At 64.7% G+C, this 16,847-nt stretch carries 17 protein-coding genes; 13 read left to right on the top strand and 4 right to left on the bottom strand.

All coding sequences use genetic code 11. The features are described 5' to 3' along the window. Positions 1-2: 2 nt before the first annotated feature. The gene (locus ACZY0B_RS08755; RefSeq protein ID WP_463763692.1) at positions 3-632 is read right to left on the bottom strand and encodes a TetR/AcrR family transcriptional regulator; all 630 of its coding nucleotides are present in this window, start codon (positions 630-632) and stop codon (positions 3-5) included. A 92-nt stretch (positions 633-724) separates the two neighbouring features. Here ACZY0B_RS08755 and ACZY0B_RS08750 point away from each other — a divergent pair, with 92 nt between their 5' ends. From ACZY0B_RS08750 to ACZY0B_RS08740, 3 genes are read left to right on the top strand one after another with little or no spacing between them, the layout of a single operon-like run. After that, positions 725-1,939: a cytochrome P450 gene (locus tag ACZY0B_RS08750; RefSeq protein WP_463763691.1), complete on the top strand. Its 1,215-nt coding sequence runs from the start codon at positions 725-727 to the stop codon at positions 1,937-1,939. A 49-nt stretch (positions 1,940-1,988) separates the two neighbouring features. Further along, positions 1,989-3,200, top strand: a complete 1,212-nt coding sequence (locus ACZY0B_RS08745) for a cytochrome P450 (protein ID WP_463763690.1) — start codon at positions 1,989-1,991, stop codon at positions 3,198-3,200. A gap of 7 nt (positions 3,201-3,207) precedes the next feature. Then, entirely contained in the window at positions 3,208-4,167 is a 960-nt protein-coding gene (locus ACZY0B_RS08740) for an SDR family NAD(P)-dependent oxidoreductase (protein ID WP_463763689.1), read from the top strand. Positions 4,168-4,176: 9 nt separating this feature from the next. On the opposite strand, the gene ACZY0B_RS08735 is transcribed toward ACZY0B_RS08740, so the two are convergent. Then, positions 4,177-4,881, bottom strand: a complete 705-nt coding sequence (locus ACZY0B_RS08735) for a hypothetical protein (RefSeq protein ID WP_463763688.1) — start codon at positions 4,879-4,881, stop codon at positions 4,177-4,179. 78 nt (positions 4,882-4,959) lie between these two features. On the opposite strand from ACZY0B_RS08735, the gene ACZY0B_RS08730 reads away from it, so the two are divergent. Genes ACZY0B_RS08730 through ACZY0B_RS08720 form a run of 3 tightly spaced genes read left to right on the top strand, consistent with a single transcriptional unit; the run spans position 4,960 to position 9,046 of the window. Beyond that, the gene (locus ACZY0B_RS08730) at positions 4,960-6,465 is read left to right on the top strand and encodes a carboxylesterase/lipase family protein (protein WP_463763687.1); all 1,506 of its coding nucleotides are present in this window, start codon (positions 4,960-4,962) and stop codon (positions 6,463-6,465) included. Positions 6,466-6,524: 59 nt separating this feature from the next. Then, entirely contained in the window at positions 6,525-8,519 is a 1,995-nt protein-coding gene (locus ACZY0B_RS08725) for a DUF7064 domain-containing protein (RefSeq protein ID WP_463763686.1), read from the top strand. Then, positions 8,489-9,046 carry a gluconokinase gene (locus tag ACZY0B_RS08720; RefSeq protein ID WP_463763685.1) on the top strand — a complete coding sequence of 186 codons (558 nt, stop codon included), beginning with the start codon at positions 8,489-8,491 and terminating at the stop codon, positions 9,044-9,046. The genes ACZY0B_RS08725 and ACZY0B_RS08720 overlap by 31 nt, the downstream gene beginning before the upstream one ends. Here ACZY0B_RS08720 and ACZY0B_RS08715 read toward each other — a convergent pair. Continuing rightward, the gene (locus ACZY0B_RS08715) at positions 9,015-9,962 is read right to left on the bottom strand and encodes a DoxX family protein (RefSeq protein WP_463763684.1); all 948 of its coding nucleotides are present in this window, start codon (positions 9,960-9,962) and stop codon (positions 9,015-9,017) included. The genes ACZY0B_RS08720 and ACZY0B_RS08715 overlap by 32 nt on opposite strands. Positions 9,963-10,040: 78 nt before the next feature. On the opposite strand from ACZY0B_RS08715, the gene pncA reads away from it, so the two are divergent. The 3 genes from pncA (at position 10,041) to ACZY0B_RS08700 (ending at position 12,203) form a co-directional block, all read left to right on the top strand. After that, a complete protein-coding gene (gene pncA, locus ACZY0B_RS08710) occupies positions 10,041-10,601 on the top strand; it encodes a pyrazinamidase PncA (RefSeq protein ID WP_463763683.1) in 561 nt (186 codons plus the stop codon). Then, entirely contained in the window at positions 10,601-11,401 is an 801-nt protein-coding gene (locus ACZY0B_RS08705) for a ketosteroid isomerase family protein (RefSeq protein ID WP_463763682.1), read from the top strand. The genes pncA and ACZY0B_RS08705 overlap by 1 nt, the downstream gene beginning before the upstream one ends. A 142-nt stretch (positions 11,402-11,543) precedes the next feature. After that, positions 11,544-12,203 (top strand): hypothetical protein, encoded by a 660-nt coding sequence (locus ACZY0B_RS08700; RefSeq protein ID WP_463763681.1) that lies wholly within the window; start codon positions 11,544-11,546, stop codon positions 12,201-12,203. Here the strand turns inward: ACZY0B_RS08700 and ACZY0B_RS08695 are convergent. Further along, positions 12,200-12,556: a DoxX family protein gene (locus ACZY0B_RS08695; RefSeq protein WP_463763680.1), complete on the bottom strand. Its 357-nt coding sequence runs from the start codon at positions 12,554-12,556 to the stop codon at positions 12,200-12,202. The genes ACZY0B_RS08700 and ACZY0B_RS08695 overlap by 4 nt on opposite strands. A 187-nt stretch (positions 12,557-12,743) precedes the next feature. On the opposite strand from ACZY0B_RS08695, the gene ACZY0B_RS08690 reads away from it, so the two are divergent. The 4 genes from ACZY0B_RS08690 to ACZY0B_RS08675 are packed head-to-tail and all read left to right on the top strand — an operon-like array spanning position 12,744 to position 16,845. Next, the gene (locus ACZY0B_RS08690) at positions 12,744-13,751 is read left to right on the top strand and encodes a sigma-70 family RNA polymerase sigma factor (protein ID WP_463763679.1); all 1,008 of its coding nucleotides are present in this window, start codon (positions 12,744-12,746) and stop codon (positions 13,749-13,751) included. Beyond that, the gene (locus tag ACZY0B_RS08685; RefSeq protein ID WP_463763678.1) at positions 13,741-15,066 is read left to right on the top strand and encodes an ABC transporter substrate-binding protein; all 1,326 of its coding nucleotides are present in this window, start codon (positions 13,741-13,743) and stop codon (positions 15,064-15,066) included. The genes ACZY0B_RS08690 and ACZY0B_RS08685 overlap by 11 nt, the downstream gene beginning before the upstream one ends. After that, positions 15,063-16,016: a carbohydrate ABC transporter permease gene (locus tag ACZY0B_RS08680; RefSeq protein ID WP_463763677.1), complete on the top strand. Its 954-nt coding sequence runs from the start codon at positions 15,063-15,065 to the stop codon at positions 16,014-16,016. The genes ACZY0B_RS08685 and ACZY0B_RS08680 overlap by 4 nt, the downstream gene beginning before the upstream one ends. Continuing rightward, entirely contained in the window at positions 16,003-16,845 is an 843-nt protein-coding gene (locus ACZY0B_RS08675) for a carbohydrate ABC transporter permease (protein WP_463763676.1), read from the top strand. The genes ACZY0B_RS08680 and ACZY0B_RS08675 overlap by 14 nt, the downstream gene beginning before the upstream one ends. The last annotated feature ends 2 nt before the right edge of the window (positions 16,846-16,847 follow it).

Raw genomic sequence — 16,847 nt, 5'->3', positions numbered from 1 at the left:
GCCTACAGCGGCCAGCTATTGGGCCCCACCTCATAACGCAGCTCAGCAGCCGGAGGCAGCGGCTGTCGTTCGTTGACCGATATCGCATCGACAACGAGGGCGACATAACGTCGCCAGCCGTCGCCGGCCGCATCCATCGTCGACAGCACGCCGAAGAGCATCGCGACCAGGCGGGGAAGGTCGTCGGCGACCAGGTCGGCACGGATGCTGCCCATTCGCTGACCTTCGCGGGCAAGTTCACCAAGCGCCTCGTTGAGCGAAACCGAGATGTCGGACGTCAGTGACCCGGCCCGGCGTGCGGCGGTCAGCAGGTTGTGTTCGCGGGCGCCCAGCGATATCGCCGCTTCGATCAGTTGGGTGAGACCCCGCAGCGGATCATTGGTGCGGCGGGCACTCTCGATCACCGGCGTCAGGTCCTCGGCGATGCTTTGATCCAGCGCGGCGCGGACCAGATCGGCCTTTGCCGGAAACCTGCGGTAGAGCGTTCGCTCACCCACACCGGCGTGGCGTGCGACTGCTTCCACCGGGGCGTCGGGCCCCAGCTCGCCATAGACTTCGCGCGCCGCGCGCAGGATGCGCTCGACGTTGCGCGCCGCGTCGGCCCGCAGCGGTCGGTCTTCAACCGCGGTCATTGTGACAGCCTAACTGACAGTTGACTGCCAACGAGCGTAGCTTTACGCTCTATAACTGGCAGGCACCTGACACTTAATGGGAAACGCGGGATATGTCAACAACTTCCGAAGTCCGCTCCGACGCCGACCTTCCCGTGCTGCCCGTCCCGCGGGCCGCGCGGTGCCCGCTTGCGCCCCCAGCCGACTTCGCGGACTGGCGGGAGCAACCAGGGCTGCAGCGGGCGATGTTCCAGGGCAACCCGGTCTGGGTGGTGAGCCGCTACCGGGACATCAGGGCGGCGCTGGTCGATCCGCGATTGTCTGCGAAGACCATTCCGGAATCCATCATGCCGAAGGACGCCGACAACAAAGTCCCCGTGATGTTCGCGCGAACCGATGATCCCGAGCATCAGCGATTGCGGCGCATGATGACCACCAACTTCACCTTCAGGCGTTGCGAATCGATGCGCCCGCATATTCAGGAAACGGTTGACCACTATCTCGGCCAGATGATCGACAACGGCGCGCCGGCAGATCTGGTACTCGAATTCGCGCTGCCAGTACCGTCATTGGTGATCGCACTGCTGCTGGGGGTGCCGCCCGAAGACCTCGAGATCTTCCAGCGCCACACCACGACCGGGCTTGACCAGAGGTCCACCGACGAGCAAAAGGGCCAGGCATTCGGGGCCATGTACGCCTATATCGAGGAGTTGGTGGAGCGCAAAGCGCGCGAACCCGGCAACGACTTGATCAGCCGGCTGGTCACCGAATATGTGGCGACGGGCCAACTCGACCATGCCACGACGGCCATGAACAGTGTGATCATGATGCAGGCCGGCCACGAAACCACCGCCAACATGATCTCATTGGGAACGGTTGCGCTGCTGGAACATCCCGACGTGTTCGAGCGCCTCGGACAGACCGACGATGCTGCCGTGATCGCGAATATCGTCGAAGAGCTGATGCGTTACCTGACCATCGTGCACAGCCAGGTCGACCGCGTGGCGACCGAAGATCTGATGATCGGTGGTCAGCTGATTCGCGCCGGTGACTTCGTCATGATGAGTCTGCTCGCCGGGAACTGGGACGCCGAATTCGTCGACAATCCCGAATCCTTCGACGCCGGCCGAAACACCCGCGGGCACCTGGGCTTCGGGTACGGCGTGCATCAATGCATCGGAGCGAATCTGGCCCGCGTCGAGATGCAGGTCGCGTTCGCCACGCTGGCACGCCGCCTGCCTGCGCTCAAACTGGCGGTGCCGCCGCAGCAGCTGAAGTTCAAACAAGCCAACATCTATGGCATGAAAGAACTTCCGGTCAGCTGGTGACGATGTACTCGTGCTGGAATACACGTTCAACGATCGGGAAACGCCCCTGATGTCAACAACTTCCGATCTGAGCTCCGACACCGATCTTCCGGTGATACCTGTGCCGCGCGCTGCGCACTGTCCGCTGCATCCGCCGCCTGAATTTGTTAACTGGCGCCAGGAATCCGGACTGCGACGGGCCGTGTACCACGGCCAACCGGCCTGGGTGGTGAGTCGGTACCAAGACATCCGGGCGGCGCTGGTCGACCCGCGTCTGTCTGCCGACACGATCCCCGAATACCTGAGGCAGAAGAACACGGACAACACGCCGGTCATGTTCGCCCGGGTCGACGACCCCGAGCATCATCGGTTGCGGCGCATGCTGACCGGCGACTTCACCTTCCGGCGCTGCGAAGCGATGCGGCCCCAGATACAGGAACTGGTCGACCATCACCTTGACGAGATGATCCGCAACGGGGCGCCAGCCGACCTGGTGCGTGACTTCGGCTTGCCGGTGCCGTCGTTGGTGATCGCTTTGCTGCTGGGGGTGCCGTCCGAGGACCTCGGGTCCTTCCAGCAATACACCGCGGTTGGGCTGGATACGAGGGCATCCGACGACGAAAAGGCACAGGCCGGTGCCGCGATGTTTGGCTACCTCCTGGAATTGGTGGCGCGCAAGGAGCAAGATCCGGCTGACGACCTGATCAGCCGCTTGGTTGCCGACTACGTCGTGACAGGCCAGCTCAACCGCGAGACTGCGGCCTTCTCCGGGATGACCCTGCTGGTTGCCGGCCACGAGACCAGCGCCAACATGATTTCACTGGGAACGGTTGCGCTGCTGGAACATCCCGAGGTCTTCAAGCTACTCGGCGACACCGACGATCACGCCGTCGTCGCCAACATCGTCGAAGAGCTGATGCGCTATCTCAGCATCGTGCACAGCCAGGTGGATCGGGTGGCTACCGAGGACTTCGAACTCGGCGGTCAGCTGATCCACGCCGGCGACATGGTCCTAATGAATATTCCCGCCGGGAACTGGGACGCCGACTACGTCGACAATCCGGAATCCTTCGATGTGGAACGGAATACTCGCGGGCACTTGGGGTTTGGGTATGGCGTTCACCAATGCATCGGGGCGAATCTCGCTCGAGTTGAGATGCAGTCGGCGTTCACTACATTGGCCAGGCGCTTGCCCGGGTTGAGATTGGCGGTCGCTCCGGATGACCTGAAGTTCAAAGAAGCCGACATCTACGGGATGAAAGAGCTGCCGGTCAGCTGGTGAGGATACGATGACGAACGAGCTGCGTTTCGACGATCAGGTTGCGGTAATCACAGGCGCGGGAGGTGGTTTGGGCAAGGAGTACGCCCTACTGCTGGCATCCCGCGGGGCGCGCGTGGTGGTCAACGACATTGGCGGTTCGGTGACGGGGGATGGTTCCGACACCACGGCGGCTGAGGCCGCAGCAGCCGAAATCCGGCAGCTCGGCGGCCAGGCCGTTGCCGACAGCCATAGCGTAACGAGTTCCGAAGGGGGACAGGCAATTATCGACTCCGCCCTGAGCGCCTGGGGGCGAGTGGACATCGTGATCAACAACGCGGGAATCGTGCGTGACTTCCCGTTCGAGGAGATGACCTCCGACCGTTTCGAGCCGTTGCTGGATGTGCATTTGAGGGGCGCGTTCTACGTCACCAGGCCGGCCTGGAAAGTGATGCGCGAGCAGGGATATGGGCGAATCCTCAACACGACCTCGGCGGCCGGCATCCTGGGCAACATCGGTATGAGCAACTATGGCTCCGCCAAGACAGGGTTGATCGGCTTCACCCGCGTTCTGGCTGCGGAGGGCGCAGACCGCGACATCAAGGTCAACGCGATCGCCCCGATCGCTTACACACGGATGCTGGCGCACTCTATCGACGGTGCCGGACAGCCGGACGATCCGGCGGCCCAGGCCGTATTGGACGACCTGGTGAACGAATACCTGAAGAAGCTGGATCCGGCTCTGGTGGCACCGGTGGCCGCCTTCCTGATCCATCGTGATTGTCCGGTATCGGGCGAGATCTATACCGTTGGTGCAGGCCATGTTTCCCGATTTTTCATCGGGCGTACCAAGGGCTTCTACAGTCCCGGACTGTCAATCGAGGATGTGCGCGATCACCTCGCGGAGATCCGCGACGAAGCCGGATACACGGTGCCCGGCGGACCCGGCGACGAGATGAGCGAGCTCTTCGCGACGATCATGGCTTCTTGAGCTGCGAGATCAGCAGCCGAACGCGGTACCGATGCCATCGGGCGGCGGCACCGACCGCAGGCAGCCGAACTGCTGGATTCCGGCGCTGCTGAACCGCACGGCCGACTGGTGGGCGTAGTTCACGCAGAACAGGCCCGCCTGGTCGGCGCGACAACGGTAGTCGTCATAGGACAGCGTGTCCCCGCCCACCAACTCGGCTCCGTTGCCGTTGACGAACGGACCCGGATCGGCGCGGGCCGCCCCCACCCGCAGGTTCGTCCCATCGAAGTCGACCCAACCGCCTTTCCACTCGCCGTACGCCGTTTCCGGCCGGGGTGGGGGATTGGTCAGGTCGACCAGGCAGGTCAGCGTGCCGCCGGTGTGGGCGGAATCCGTCGTGCACGCGACGGGGCGGCCTGGAGGGCTGGCCGCCACGGTGAAGGCGACGTCGTTACCCAGCTGCGTGGTGACGCCGTCGCGCGTGACGGCGTGATAGCGAGCCGGATCGGCGGGATGACCTGCCTCGATCCATGCGATGACGTCAGAGATCGCCGCGCCGGCCGCTGGTGCGGCCGACGGCCCCGGCGGTTTGCTCCCCGGCGGGGCCGCGGTGGTCGGGGAGAAACCGGAAACCGCCGTCGTGTTCGGGGTCTGCGACTGCCCGGACTGGCTTCCGCCCGAGTGCGAGCATCCGGCAACCAGTACCGAGAGTGTGACCAGCGCGGCCATTCGCATCCCGACAGGCTAACCGTCACACCATGGATTTAGGCGCTCCGCGCGCCCTACATACGTAGCGTCGGCTACCGTCGGCGTATGCACGAGCGCACTATCCGCGCACGCACCGTCAACGGCACTGTCGAAGGCTTTACCCGCGGGGGCGTCAACCGCTGGCGTTCTATCCCCTATGCGCGGCCGCCGGTCGGGCGGCTGCGATTCAAGGCGCCGCAACCGGCTGCGCCCTGGTCGGGTTTGCGTCATTGCCACGGCTTCACCGACTGCGCGCCCCAACAGCGCCGCTACACATTGCTCGGTGTCGGCAAATACCAGTCCATGAGCGAGGACTGCCTGACCCTCAATGTGGTCACGCCGGAAAACGCCCACGACGAACCACTGCCGGTCATGGTCTTCATTCACGGCGGTGGGTACATCCTGGGCAGCTCGGCGACCCCGCTGTACGACGGCGCCGCATTGGCCCGCCGCGGTTGCGTGTACGTGTCGGTCAACTACCGTCTGGGCGCGCTGGGATGTCTTGACCTGTCCTCGCTGTCCACGCCGGACATCACCATCGACAGCAACCTGTACCTGCGCGACCTGGTGCTGGCGTTGCAATGGATTCGCGACAACATCGCGGGATTCGGTGGTGACCCGGACAACGTCACCATCTTCGGCGAGAGTGCGGGTGCGTGCATCACCGCCACATTGTTGGCCGTGCCGGCAGCCGAGGGCCTGTTCGCCCGTGCGATCTCCGAAAGCCCGGCATCGGGCCTGGTGCGGTCGAGGGAGATTTCGGCGCAGTTCGCGACACGGTTCGCCAACCTGCTGGGCGCACACCCGGGCGATGCCGCCAACGCGCTGATGCAGGCCTCGTGGGGCCAACTCGTGGAGGCCCAACACCGGCTGATCGATCAGGGCATGGAGAACAGGCTGGGCGCATTTCCCATCGGGCCGGTGATCGGCGACGACTGCCTGCCCGAAGACCCCGTCGAGGCGATGCAGCATGGACGGGCGCATCGGGTGCCGCTGATCGTGGGCACCAACGCCGAGGAAGGCCGGTTGTTCACCCGCTTCCTGCGAATGCTGCCCACCAACGAATCGATGATCGAAGAATTGCTGGCTGATGCGGGACCGGCTGCCCGCGAACGCATTACCGCCGCTTATCCGGGTTACCCGTCGTCCTCGGCATGCATCCAGCTCGGCGGTGACTTCGCCTTCAGCTCGGCCGCCTGGCAGATCGCCGAGGCGCACAGCAATCACACGCCCACCTACCTGTACCGGTACGACTACGCGCCGCGGATGCTGCGCTGGTCGGGTTTGGGAGCTACCCACGCCACCGAGTTGCTGGCCGTCTTCGACGTCTATCGCACCCGACTCGGCGGATTTTTGACCGCCGCGGCCGACCAGCGCGCCGCGCTTCGGGTCAGCAACCAGGTGCAGCGTCGTTGGCGAGCGTTCAGCCGCAGCGGCGTGCCCGGTGACGACTGGCCCGCCTATACCGCCGACGACCGCGCCGTCATGGTCTTCGACCGCAAGTGGCGTATCGAGTTTGATCCGCACCCGCATCGCAGGATGGCGTGGGCCGGCTTCTCATTGGCGCAGTGACCTGGCACGCTGACGTGGCACAAAAAACTGTCAGCGAAAAAACTCGGCAGAGGACGTCAATGGAGACCCAGCCAGTCGAACGACCCAGTGATCTCACGGCATCGTGGCTGACCGCCGCGATCGGTGCCGGAGAGGTCGCCGACTTCGAAGTGGAGCGCATCGGTACCGGCCAAATGAGCGAGTGCTACCGCGTGCGGCTCGGCTACGCGGATGGGGCCGCGGGACCGGGGTCGGTGGTGTTGAAGGTCGCGGCCAGCGATCCGGTGAGTCGGCAAACCGGGTTGGCGCTGGGTCTCTACGAGCGCGAAGTCCGCTTTTACGGCGATATCGCGCCACGCCTTGGGGGCCCGATCGCGCCCTGCTATCACGCCGCGATCGACACCTCGACCGGGGTTTTCGACCTGCTGCTCGGCGACGCCGGTCCGGCGGTCGTCGGTGACGAAATCGCCGGTGCCACAATCGAACAGGCCACACTTGGCGTCGTCGAGTTGGGGCGCCTGCACGGCCCGCTGCTCGGTGACGCGGCACTGGCCGAAGCGCCGTGGCTCAACCGGGAATCTCCGCTGAACCAGGCAATGATCGCCCCGCTCTACGCCGGCTTCCTCGACCGCTACGGCGAGCAGATCGCGCCGGCGCACCGCATGGTGTGCGAACGCCTGGTCGACGCGTTTGACGGCTACCTTGCCGCCGAAGGGGAGCGGGACGCGGTGCAGGGCCTGGTCCATGGCGACTATCGACTGGACAACATGTTGTTCGGCATCGACGGAGCGGACCGCGCGCTGACCGTGGTCGATTGGCAGACCGTCTCCTGGGGACCGGCATTGACCGACCTGGCTTACTTCCTCGGTTGCGCACTGCCGGCAGAAGATCGTCGGGCGCATTACGACGCGTTGCTGCGGGCCTACCACGAGGCGCTCGGGCCGCAAGCGCCCATCACGCTTGCCGAGGTCGCCGAAGGTGTCCGCCGGCAAGGCTTTTTCGGCGTGATGATGGCGATTGTGTCATCGATGCTGGTGGAACGCACCGAGCGCGGCGACCGCATGTTCATGACGATGTTGCAACGGCACTGCGATCACGTGCTCGATACCGACGCGTTGGCGACGCTGCCCGATGCGGAGGCGCCGGAGCCGCTGCGGCCCTCGGACGATGACGAACTCGCCCACGTTCCCACCGACGAACCACTCTGGAGTGAGAGTTGGTATGCCGACTTCGTCGATGCGGCACAGGGATTCGGCGGCTGGTTCCGCATCGGTCTGGTCGCGAACCAGCAGGCTGCCTGGGTTCAGGTGCTACTGTGCGGGCCCGACCTCCCGACCGTGGCCGTTCTCGATTACGAAGTTCCGTTGCCGGCAGACCCGTGGGTGTTGCACACCGACGCCCTTGAAATCGGCCATGCTGCCACCGCGCCACTGCAGACCTACCGGGTCGACGTGCGGGCGCAGGGCCAGTCCTATCCGGACCCGTCGGCGCTATTGCGCGGAGAATCGGGAACTCCCGTCGACATGACGATGAATTTGGTGTGGACCACCGACGGCACCCCGTACAAGTACCGGATTACTACCCGCTACGAAATCCCTTGCACCGTAACGGGAACCGTCACCGTCAACGACACCACCTACCGGATGGATTCCGTTCCCGGACAACGTGACCACTCGTGGGGTGTGCGCGACTGGTGGAGCATGGACTGGATGTGGAGCGCGCTGCACCTCGACGACGGCACCCACTTGCACGCCTTGGACATCAATATTCCGAATGTTCCCCCGATCGGTATCGGCTATATCCAGGACCCCGACCGAAACGTCACCGAACTGCACACCGTGACCAATCCGCGAGCCTTCGGCGACAACGGGTTACCGCTCAAGATGACCTTGAGCCTCAACCCGGGTGGGATCGCCGGCGACGTGGACATTCATGGCCAGGCACCCGTGCTGCTGACCGGCCCCGACGGACAGGTAAGCGAGTTCGCGCGCGCCTGGGTCAGCATCGACACCACGGACGGCCGCACCGGCGTCGGCTGGATGGAATGGAATCGCAACCTCGCGCAGCAGACCTAGCCGCGGTGCCGACCGCCCCCGCGTCACCCATCGTGGTGATGGGCGTCTCCGGATCGGGCAAGTCGACGGTGGGTTCCGCTCTCGCACAACGGTTGCGCGTGCCCTTTGTCGACGCCGACGGTCTGCATCCACCGGCCAACGTCGCCAAGATGAGTGCCGGGCAACCGCTTGACGACGACGATCGCCATCCCTGGCTGGAAATAGTCGGGGAGTGGTTGGCCGACCATCGCGATGGTGGGGTGGTGAGTTGTTCGGCGCTCAAACGCAGGTACCGGGACCAGCTGCGGGCGCACTGTCCGCGCGCTGAGTTCTTGCACCTGCGCGGTTCACCGGAGGTGATCAGCGCGCGGTTGGCAGCCAGGCCCGCCCATTTCATGCCGGCGGCGCTGCTGCGGTCGCAATTCGACGCGTTGCAACCGCTGGGCGCCGACGAGTCCGGTGTGACGGTGGATATCGGGCAAGATGTCGACGCCATCGTCGACATCTTCCTGGCGGCTACCAGGGGCGCTTGCGACGACGGGTCTTGACTTGCCCGCCGACTCGCTCGCGCGCGGCATCGGCCAGCTGGCTGCCGTGCGTGCGCGCCGTTTCGGCCAGCTCCTCGCCGCGTACCCGGGTCGTGCTGGCCAGCTTTTCGCCGCGCTTGCGTGCCTCTTTCGCGAGCGGCCCGGCCTTCTCGGCCGCCTCGTCCGCCAGCTTTTCGCTGCGCTTGCGTGCCTTTTCGGCTTTCTCGGCCACCTCGGCGGCCAGTTTTTCGCCCCGCTTGCGGGCTTTCTTCGCCAGCGGCGCTCCTCGTTCGGCGGCGGCGCTGGCGAACTCGCGGCCCCGGTCCAGGGCGGCTTCGGCGTACGGTGCGCCTCGTTCTGCTGCGGTGTTGGCCAGTTCGCGGCCCCGTTCGGCGCCGAGTTGCAGTCCGTGCGCGATTTTTTCGCCGAGGTCGCCGTCGAACGACGCGTCGTCGGATCCCGGTAGCGCCGATGACACCCGCTCAGAGAGACGCTCGGCTGCCCGGCGACCGCGCCATCCCAGCGACGGCTTGCCGGCGGTATCGGCGGACGCGATCATCAATCCGCCCAGCAGGCTCAGATCTTTCAGGAACTCGCGGCGCAGCTCGGCTTTGCGCTCCGGGTCAGTCTCGTTCCAGAACGAGTAGGTGCCCAAGTTGGCCGGCAGCACCGTGACCGCCAATACGGCCGACGCAAGCCGCGGCAGCTTGCCGGTGGCGAGCAGCAGCCCGCCCCCGATCTGAACAGCGGCGGTCACCTGCGCGAACGTCTGCGGGTCGTTCGGCATGCTGCGGGCGACCTGATCAGGCAACGCCTGCAGGCCGTCCACCGCGGGCGCCGCGGCTTCCGCAGCTGACTTGGGATTGAGCAGCGATTCAACTCCTTGGCCGATGAAGGCAACCGACAACAGCGGCCGTGCAATTCTGCGGATCACCATGGCAGGGGGGTTACCCGGCGAATCGGCAAACAAACCGACCGGCCCATCGCCCCAGCTGGCGGCGATATGGTGGAGCGCGTGCGAGCGTTGATCATCGTCGACGTGCAAAACGACTTCTGCGCGGGCGGCTCGCTGCCGGTAGCCGGCGGCGCCGCACTGGCCGGCGCAATCAACGACTATCTGGCCGGCGATCGCGGCTACCAACACGTCTTGGCGACCAAGGACTTCCACGTCGACCCCGGTGACCATTTCTCCGAGCACCCCGACTATTCGTCGTCCTGGCCGCCGCACTGTGTCGCCGGAAGCCCCGGAGCGGACTTTCGTCCCGACCTCGACACCCGGCCGATAGAGGCGGTCTTCCGCAAGGGTGCGCACGCCGCGGCGTATAGCGGCTTCGAGGGCTCCGACGAGCACGGAACGTCGCTACTCGAGTGGTTGCGCCAGCGGGGCGTCGACGAGGTCGACATTGTCGGCATCGCCACCGACCACTGCGTCCGCAGGACGGCCGAGGACGCGGCACGCAACGGTTTGAGCACCCGGGTGTTGGTCGGCCTCACGGCGGCGGTGGCGCCAACTTCGGCCGCGGAAGCGTTGGCCGAGATGCGAAGTGCCGGAGTCGAATTGATTGAGGTCATCTGATGGTGGTGCCAATGGATCGCGAATCTCTGCTGGCTGCCGTGGATCGGTCGCCGCGGGCGGCCGCCGCGCATGACCGCGATGGATGGGTGGGGTTGTTCACCGGCGACGGCCGAATCGAAGACCCGGTCGGCTCGCGACCGCACGTGGGCCGCGTGCAGATCGGGAACTTCTACGACACCTTCATCGGTCCGCGCGACATCAAATTCCATCGCGATCTCGACATCGTCTTCGGCACTGTCGTGCTGCGTGATCTCGAGCTTGAGGTGGCGATGGGTTCGGCCGTCACGATGTACATTCCGGCGTTGCTGCGCTACGACCTCCGAGAAGCAGACGGGGAGTGGCAGATTGATCGCCTGCGGGCGTATTGGGAGTTGCCCGCGATGATGCTGCAGTTCCTGCGAACCGGATCGGGAGCAATGTCGCCTGCCGTACAACTGTCGCGAGATCTACTGGGCAATCAAGGGCTGTCGGGAACCGCGGGTTTCATGAGCGGCTTCCGCAGGGCGGGTGCGCGGCACAAACGGCTGGTGCAGACATTCCTCGGCGCCGTTTCGCGTGGCGATACATCAGTCGCTGCGCACGCGCTATCACCTTCTGCCGCAATCACGTTGGGTGACAAAGAGCCCCTCGATGTCGCCGAATTCGCGGAGGCGCTCAACGGGGCTACCTGGGCCAAGACAATTGGAGCGGGCGCCACGGTCGCCGTCTCGCTCAATTCAAGTCACGGGCGCGGCATCGTGTTCGCCGACGTGGCTTGGCGGGGCAAAGTGATCGACCAGATCCGCTATTTTCCTGCCTGACCACGCGCGCCGATTCCGTCTCCATCAGCACCGCCCCTGAGCACCCGCTGAGCTTGCAGGTCACCGCTGCTCGCACGGCAACGCGAATCGCATGGTCGCATGTATTGCCGCGGACATGATGGGTGCCGTAGAAATAGCTGTCATGGAACAGAGGCAAACGATGAGCGTGGTACGAACCGTCGGTGTCGGGGTGGCGATCACCGCCTTGCTGACAGTCACGACAGGCTGTGGCAAAGACGAAAAGTCATCTTCCTCGTCGTCATCGTCGTCGGCGACGTCCTCGTCGACTTCAGCGGCGTCATCGAGCTCGGCGGCATCATCGTCCGCATCGAGCGCGCCACCGTCGGGAACGGCGCCGTTGGCCGACTACTCCAACTTGTTGATCTCGGCCAGCGACATCGGCGCCGACACGACATTGGGTCCGCCGCAACAGAACCCCGGGGGCGTGGCCGGTGTGGCGGTGACGTTCAGCAACAACGCCAAAACTCACACCATCGACGACCTCCTCGTGGTCTTTACCGATGTGGCTTCGGCTACGCAGGGGGCCAAAGACCGCCCGTCCTCGCTGGGCAAGTACGTCACGGGTACTGCACAGCCGTTCGCGGTGGGCACGAACGGGATCATCGTCGTCGGCCCGTCGCCCGATAACACCAAATCGGTGACGTACGTGGTGTTCGCCGAGGGCAAGGTCGTCGTCGACCTGGAGTTCGACAGCGGGCCCAACGATGCCGCTCCCCAGGACTTCGTGCTTGACGTCGCCAAGAAGCAGGACGACGCGGTCAAGAGCCGCATGACCAGCTAGTAGCGCTGCGCTACCAACAGCGCCAGCGACGCCGCCGACAGGCACAGGAACGCGCCGGGAAAGGCGATGTTGTACACGACGTGTGCCCTGAGGTGAGTCGCAACCGCGCCGACGAAAAACAGCACCAGGCCGGCCGCGGCCGCGATACCCAAGGCGGGTAAACCCACCAGCCCGGAAACCAGTCCGACGGCCCCGGCCAGCTTGGTCGCCCCCAGCGCCGGCAACCACGAACGAGGCACACCGACCTCGGCCGAGTTTGCCACGACGAATCGCGCCGGAATGAAGTCGGCAATGGCGATGGCGCCGGTGATGATCGCGGTGATCAGCGTGATCACCAGGGATGCGGTGTGCATTCGAACCAGGTCCTTTTCATTCGTTTCAATCCGTTGGGGTGCAGCTATTTCCGCACCAGCGAGCCGGAAGGCTGCTGCGCGCGCTGCGGCGCACATTCGGTAGGGTCATGTGCTGGTCTGCTTGGGACCCGGAGTTCCATCGGTGCGGTCATCTTCTTGACGACTCCCGCGCGGAAAAGGTGACCCCATGAGCACAACCAAAAATCGGGTAGACCTCGCCGATCTGGCACAACGGTTCGACGCCGACCGTCAGCACTTGCGGGCGGTGGCGTTTCGGCTGCTCGGCTCGATCGCCGATGCCGAGGATGCGGTGCAGTCAGCATGGCTGAAGGTCAGTCGAGCGGACAGCATCGGCGACATCGTCAACCTGACCGGCTGGTTCACGACGATCACCGCGCACGAGGCGTTCGACCAGCTTCGAGCGCGCAAACGCCGCGCCGAGCGACCGCTGGCCGACGCGGGAGAACTCGACCGGCTTGCGGCCGCCGCGTCGGCATCGGCGGACGAGGAGGTGCTGCTGGCCGACTCGGTCGGCCGCGCGATGCTGGTCGTGCTGGACCGTCTATCGCCGGCGCAGCGTGTCGCGTTCGTCCTGCACGACGTTTTCGCCGTGCCCTTCGAGGCGATCGGAGACGTGCTGGACCGATCGCCAACGGCCGCGAAGAAGTTGGCGAGTCGGGCCCGTTCGCGACTGCACGAGAGCGCGCCCGCCCAACCAGGCCGCGTGACCCAGCACCTCGAGATCGTCGAGGCGTTTCTGGCGGCGTCCCGCGGCGGTGACATCGCCACCTTGCTCGAGCTGCTGGCGCCCGACGTGGTGCGCAGGGTCGATCGGGTGCTGATTCCGGCAGACGTGCCGGCCGAGCTGAGTGGGGCCCGCGAGGTCGCCGAGGAGACCCGTCGATTCGCCGCGCGCGCAAGGGCCGGTGTCGTCATGCTGATCGACGGTGCTCCCGGCATCGTGATCGCGCCGCGCGGGCGCGCAGAGATCGTGTTGCAGCTCGGCATAGGCGCCGACAACCGCATCCACGAGATCGACATCAGCGCCGACGCCGGCCGGCGGCGCCGCGCCGTTCTTGCGCTGCCGCGGCGCGCGTCTCAGGCACATTCCAGCCCCATCGGGTACCAAGGACATCAGACACGGCCGGCGAGGTGGTCGGCCACGGGGCGAGAACGGGAGCACGATGCTCGGTAAGCCGTTCGGACGGCGAAGCCTGATGCGGGGCGCTGGCGCGCTCACCGCCGCGGCTTTGGCGCCGTGGTCCGGCGGCTGCGCTCCCGACGACGACGCCGTGACGTTCTTCTTCGCCGCTAACCCCGACGAGGCCGCTGCCCGCCTACGTGTCGTCGGCGAATTCCAGCGCCGCCATCCCGACATCAAGGTTCGGGCGGTGCGGTCTGGGCCCGGAGTGATGCAACAGTTGTCCACGTTTTGCGCGGGCGGCAAATGTCCGGATGTGCTGCAGACGTGGGATCTGAGCTATGCCGAGTTGGCTGCCAAGGGAGTGTTGCTGAACCTCAACGACCCATTGGCGCGCGACCAAGCCTTTGCTGCCCAGTTGAAGGCGGACAGCGTTGGGTCGCTGTACGACACGTTCGCGTACGACGGTGGGCAATCCGCTTTTCCGGAGCAGTGGTCCGGAAATTTCTTGTTCTACAACAGGCGGCTCTTCGCCGACGCCGGCGTGGCGGCTCCGCCCACAGCCTGGGACAAGAGGTGGACTTTCGCCGAATTCCTGGACACGGCCAAGGCGTTGACCAGGAGGGACGGCTCGGGGCGGGTCACGCAGTGGGGGTTCGTCAACACCTTTGTCTCGTACTACTCGGCCGGGTTGTTCGCCTTGAACAATGGCGTGCCGTGGTCGTCGCCGCGGCGGAATCCGACCCATTTCAATTTCGATGACCCGGCGTTCATGGAGGCGGTGCAGTTCTACGCCGACCTCGCTAACAGGCACAAGGTGGCACCCAATGCCTCCGAGGTGCAGTCGATGTCGACGCCTGATCTGTTCGCGTCGGGCAAGGCAGCGATCGCGCTGGGTGGTCATTGGCGATACCAGACGTTCATCGGGGCCGAGGGGTTGGATTTCGATGTTGCCCCGCTGCCGGTGGGGCCGTCCCTGCCCAGCGGGCATAGCGCCTGCTCCAATATCGGCACCACCGGACTGGCCATCTCGGCGAGCAGCAAACGCAAAGAGCAGGCGTGGGAATTCGTGAAGTTCGCCACCGGCCCCGTTGGGCAGGCGGTGATCGCTGAATCCTCCCTCTTCGTGCCGGTGTTGCGGTCTGTGCTCGCGTCGGACGGATTCGCCAAGGCCCACAACAGGATTCGCAACCTCGCCGTGCTCACCGAAGGACCTTCCTATTCCGAAGGCCTGCCCGTTACGCCGGCATGGGAAAAAATCGCGGCGCTGATCGATCGCAACATGGGACCCGTGTTGCGCGGTTCCCGCCCGGCGACATCGCTGACCGGATTGTCGGACGCAGTCGACGAGGTAGTGCGAAACCCATGACGTCATTCGTTGAATCCACGCCGGCCGGCGAGAAGAAATTGCCCAACGGACCCCGTCCTTGGCGTCGACGCGCATGGGCAGGGCGCCTGTTCGTCGCACCTAACCTGCTTGCCGTCACCGTGTTCATGTTCTTTCCACTCGGCTTCTCGCTATATATGAGCTTTCACCGCTGGGATGTGTTCAACCCGGCGAAGTTCGTGGGGTGGGCGAACTTCGAACAACTTTTCACGTCGGACCCACTGTTTCTGATCGCCGTCCGCAACACCGTCGTCTTCACCGTCGGAACGGTAGTGCCGACCGTTGTCATCAGTCTGGTTGTGGCCGGTGTGCTGAACCGGAAAGTCAAGGGCATCGGGATTTTCCGGACCATCGTTTTCATGCCGCTGGCCATCTCGTCGGTGGTGATGGCGGTCGTGTGGCAGTTCGTCTTCAACACCGACAACGGGCTGCTCAACATCATGCTCGGTTGGGTTGGGCTCGGCCCGGTCCCGTGGCTGGTCGACCCCAACTGGGCGATGACGTCACTGTGTGTCATCAGCGTATGGCGGAGCGTTCCGTTCGCGACCGTCATCTTGTTGGCCGCAATGCAAGGAGTTCCGGAGACCGTCTATGAGGCAGCCAAGATCGACGGTGCGGGCGAGATACGGCAATTCGCATTCATCACGCTGCCGCTGATCCGTGGGGCGATCTCGTTTGTCGTCGTCATTTCAATCATCCACGCGTTCCAGGCGTTTGACGTCGTCTATGTCCTCAATGGACCCAACGGCGGCCCGGAAACGTCGACTTATGTTTTGGGCATCATGCTGTTCCAGCACGCCTTCTCCTTCCTGGAATTCGGCTATGCTTCGGCACTGGCATGGGTGATGTTCGCCATCCTGCTGGTGCTGACCGTGCTGCAGTTGCGGATCACCCGGCAGCGTTCCTTGGAGGCTTCTCGTGGCCTTGGCTGAGCGCGTGGTCAAGCGCAGCGTAATTCGCGCTGTTCCGGTCTACGCCGCGTTGATCGGCATCGCGTGGTTCTGGCTCTTCCCGATTGCGTGGGCGGTTTCGGGTTCGCTGAAAAGGGAAGGTGAGATCAGCGAGCCGAAGCTGCTTCCCGCCCACCCGCGGTGGTCCAACTACACCGAGGTGTTCGCGGTGATGCCGTTTTGGCGAATGTTCTTCAATACCGTGCTGTATGCCGGATGCATCACAGCGGGACAGGTCTTCTTTTGCTCACTGGCCGGATATGCCTTCGCGCGCCTGCAATTTCGCGGCCGCGACACGCTGTTTGTTTTGTACCTGGGCACGCTGATGGTTCCGCTGACCGTCACCGTGATCCCGCAGTTCATTCTGATGCGGATCGCCGGCTGGGTCGACACTCCCTGGGCGATGATCGTGCCGGGCTTGTTCGGCAGCGCGTTCGGCACTTATCTCATGCGGCAGTTCTTCCAAACACTGCCAAGCGATCTCGAGGAGGCGGCAATTCTCGACGGTTGCTCGCCGTGGCAGATCTACTGGCGGATTCTGCTGCCCCATGCCAGGCCGGCGGTGATGGTGCTCGCCGTGCTCACCTGGGTCAACGTCTGGAACGACTTCCTGTGGCCGTTGCTGATGCTTCAGCGCGACAGCCTGGCCACGTTGACTCTGGGCCTGGTCCGGCTGCGGGGGGAGTACGTCGCGCGCTGGCCGATCATCATGGCGGCTTCGATGCTGATCATGGTGCCGCTGGTCATCATCTACGCGGTCGCCCAACGTTCGTTTGTCCGTGGTATCGCGGTGACCGGAATGAGTGGGTAACA

This window comes from Mycobacterium sp. IDUB_19 (genome assembly GCF_055419445.1).
Note: the sequence above shows the minus strand (reverse complement) of the source record. Positions and strands in the feature narration are given on the sequence as shown.

Coding starts and splice junctions, on each gene's coding strand:
- ACZY0B_RS08755 (WP_463763692.1), bottom strand. CDS start 632: ATGACCGCGGTTGAAGACCGACCGCTGCGGGCCGACGCGGCGCGCAAC.
- ACZY0B_RS08750 (WP_463763691.1), top strand. CDS start 725: ATGTCAACAACTTCCGAAGTCCGCTCCGACGCCGACCTTCCCGTGCTG.
- ACZY0B_RS08745 (WP_463763690.1), top strand. CDS start 1,989: ATGTCAACAACTTCCGATCTGAGCTCCGACACCGATCTTCCGGTGATA.
- ACZY0B_RS08740 (WP_463763689.1), top strand. CDS start 3,208: ATGACGAACGAGCTGCGTTTCGACGATCAGGTTGCGGTAATCACAGGC.
- ACZY0B_RS08735 (WP_463763688.1), bottom strand. CDS start 4,881: ATGCGAATGGCCGCGCTGGTCACACTCTCGGTACTGGTTGCCGGATGC.
- ACZY0B_RS08730 (WP_463763687.1), top strand. CDS start 4,960: ATGCACGAGCGCACTATCCGCGCACGCACCGTCAACGGCACTGTCGAA.
- ACZY0B_RS08725 (WP_463763686.1), top strand. CDS start 6,525: ATGGAGACCCAGCCAGTCGAACGACCCAGTGATCTCACGGCATCGTGG.
- ACZY0B_RS08720 (WP_463763685.1), top strand. CDS start 8,489: ATGGAATCGCAACCTCGCGCAGCAGACCTAGCCGCGGTGCCGACCGCC.
- ACZY0B_RS08715 (WP_463763684.1), bottom strand. CDS start 9,962: ATGGTGATCCGCAGAATTGCACGGCCGCTGTTGTCGGTTGCCTTCATC.
- ACZY0B_RS08705 (WP_463763682.1), top strand. CDS start 10,601: ATGGTGGTGCCAATGGATCGCGAATCTCTGCTGGCTGCCGTGGATCGG.
- ACZY0B_RS08700 (WP_463763681.1), top strand. CDS start 11,544: ATGGAACAGAGGCAAACGATGAGCGTGGTACGAACCGTCGGTGTCGGG.
- ACZY0B_RS08695 (WP_463763680.1), bottom strand. CDS start 12,556: ATGCACACCGCATCCCTGGTGATCACGCTGATCACCGCGATCATCACC.
- ACZY0B_RS08690 (WP_463763679.1), top strand. CDS start 12,744: ATGAGCACAACCAAAAATCGGGTAGACCTCGCCGATCTGGCACAACGG.
- ACZY0B_RS08685 (WP_463763678.1), top strand. CDS start 13,741: ATGCTCGGTAAGCCGTTCGGACGGCGAAGCCTGATGCGGGGCGCTGGC.
- ACZY0B_RS08680 (WP_463763677.1), top strand. CDS start 15,063: ATGACGTCATTCGTTGAATCCACGCCGGCCGGCGAGAAGAAATTGCCC.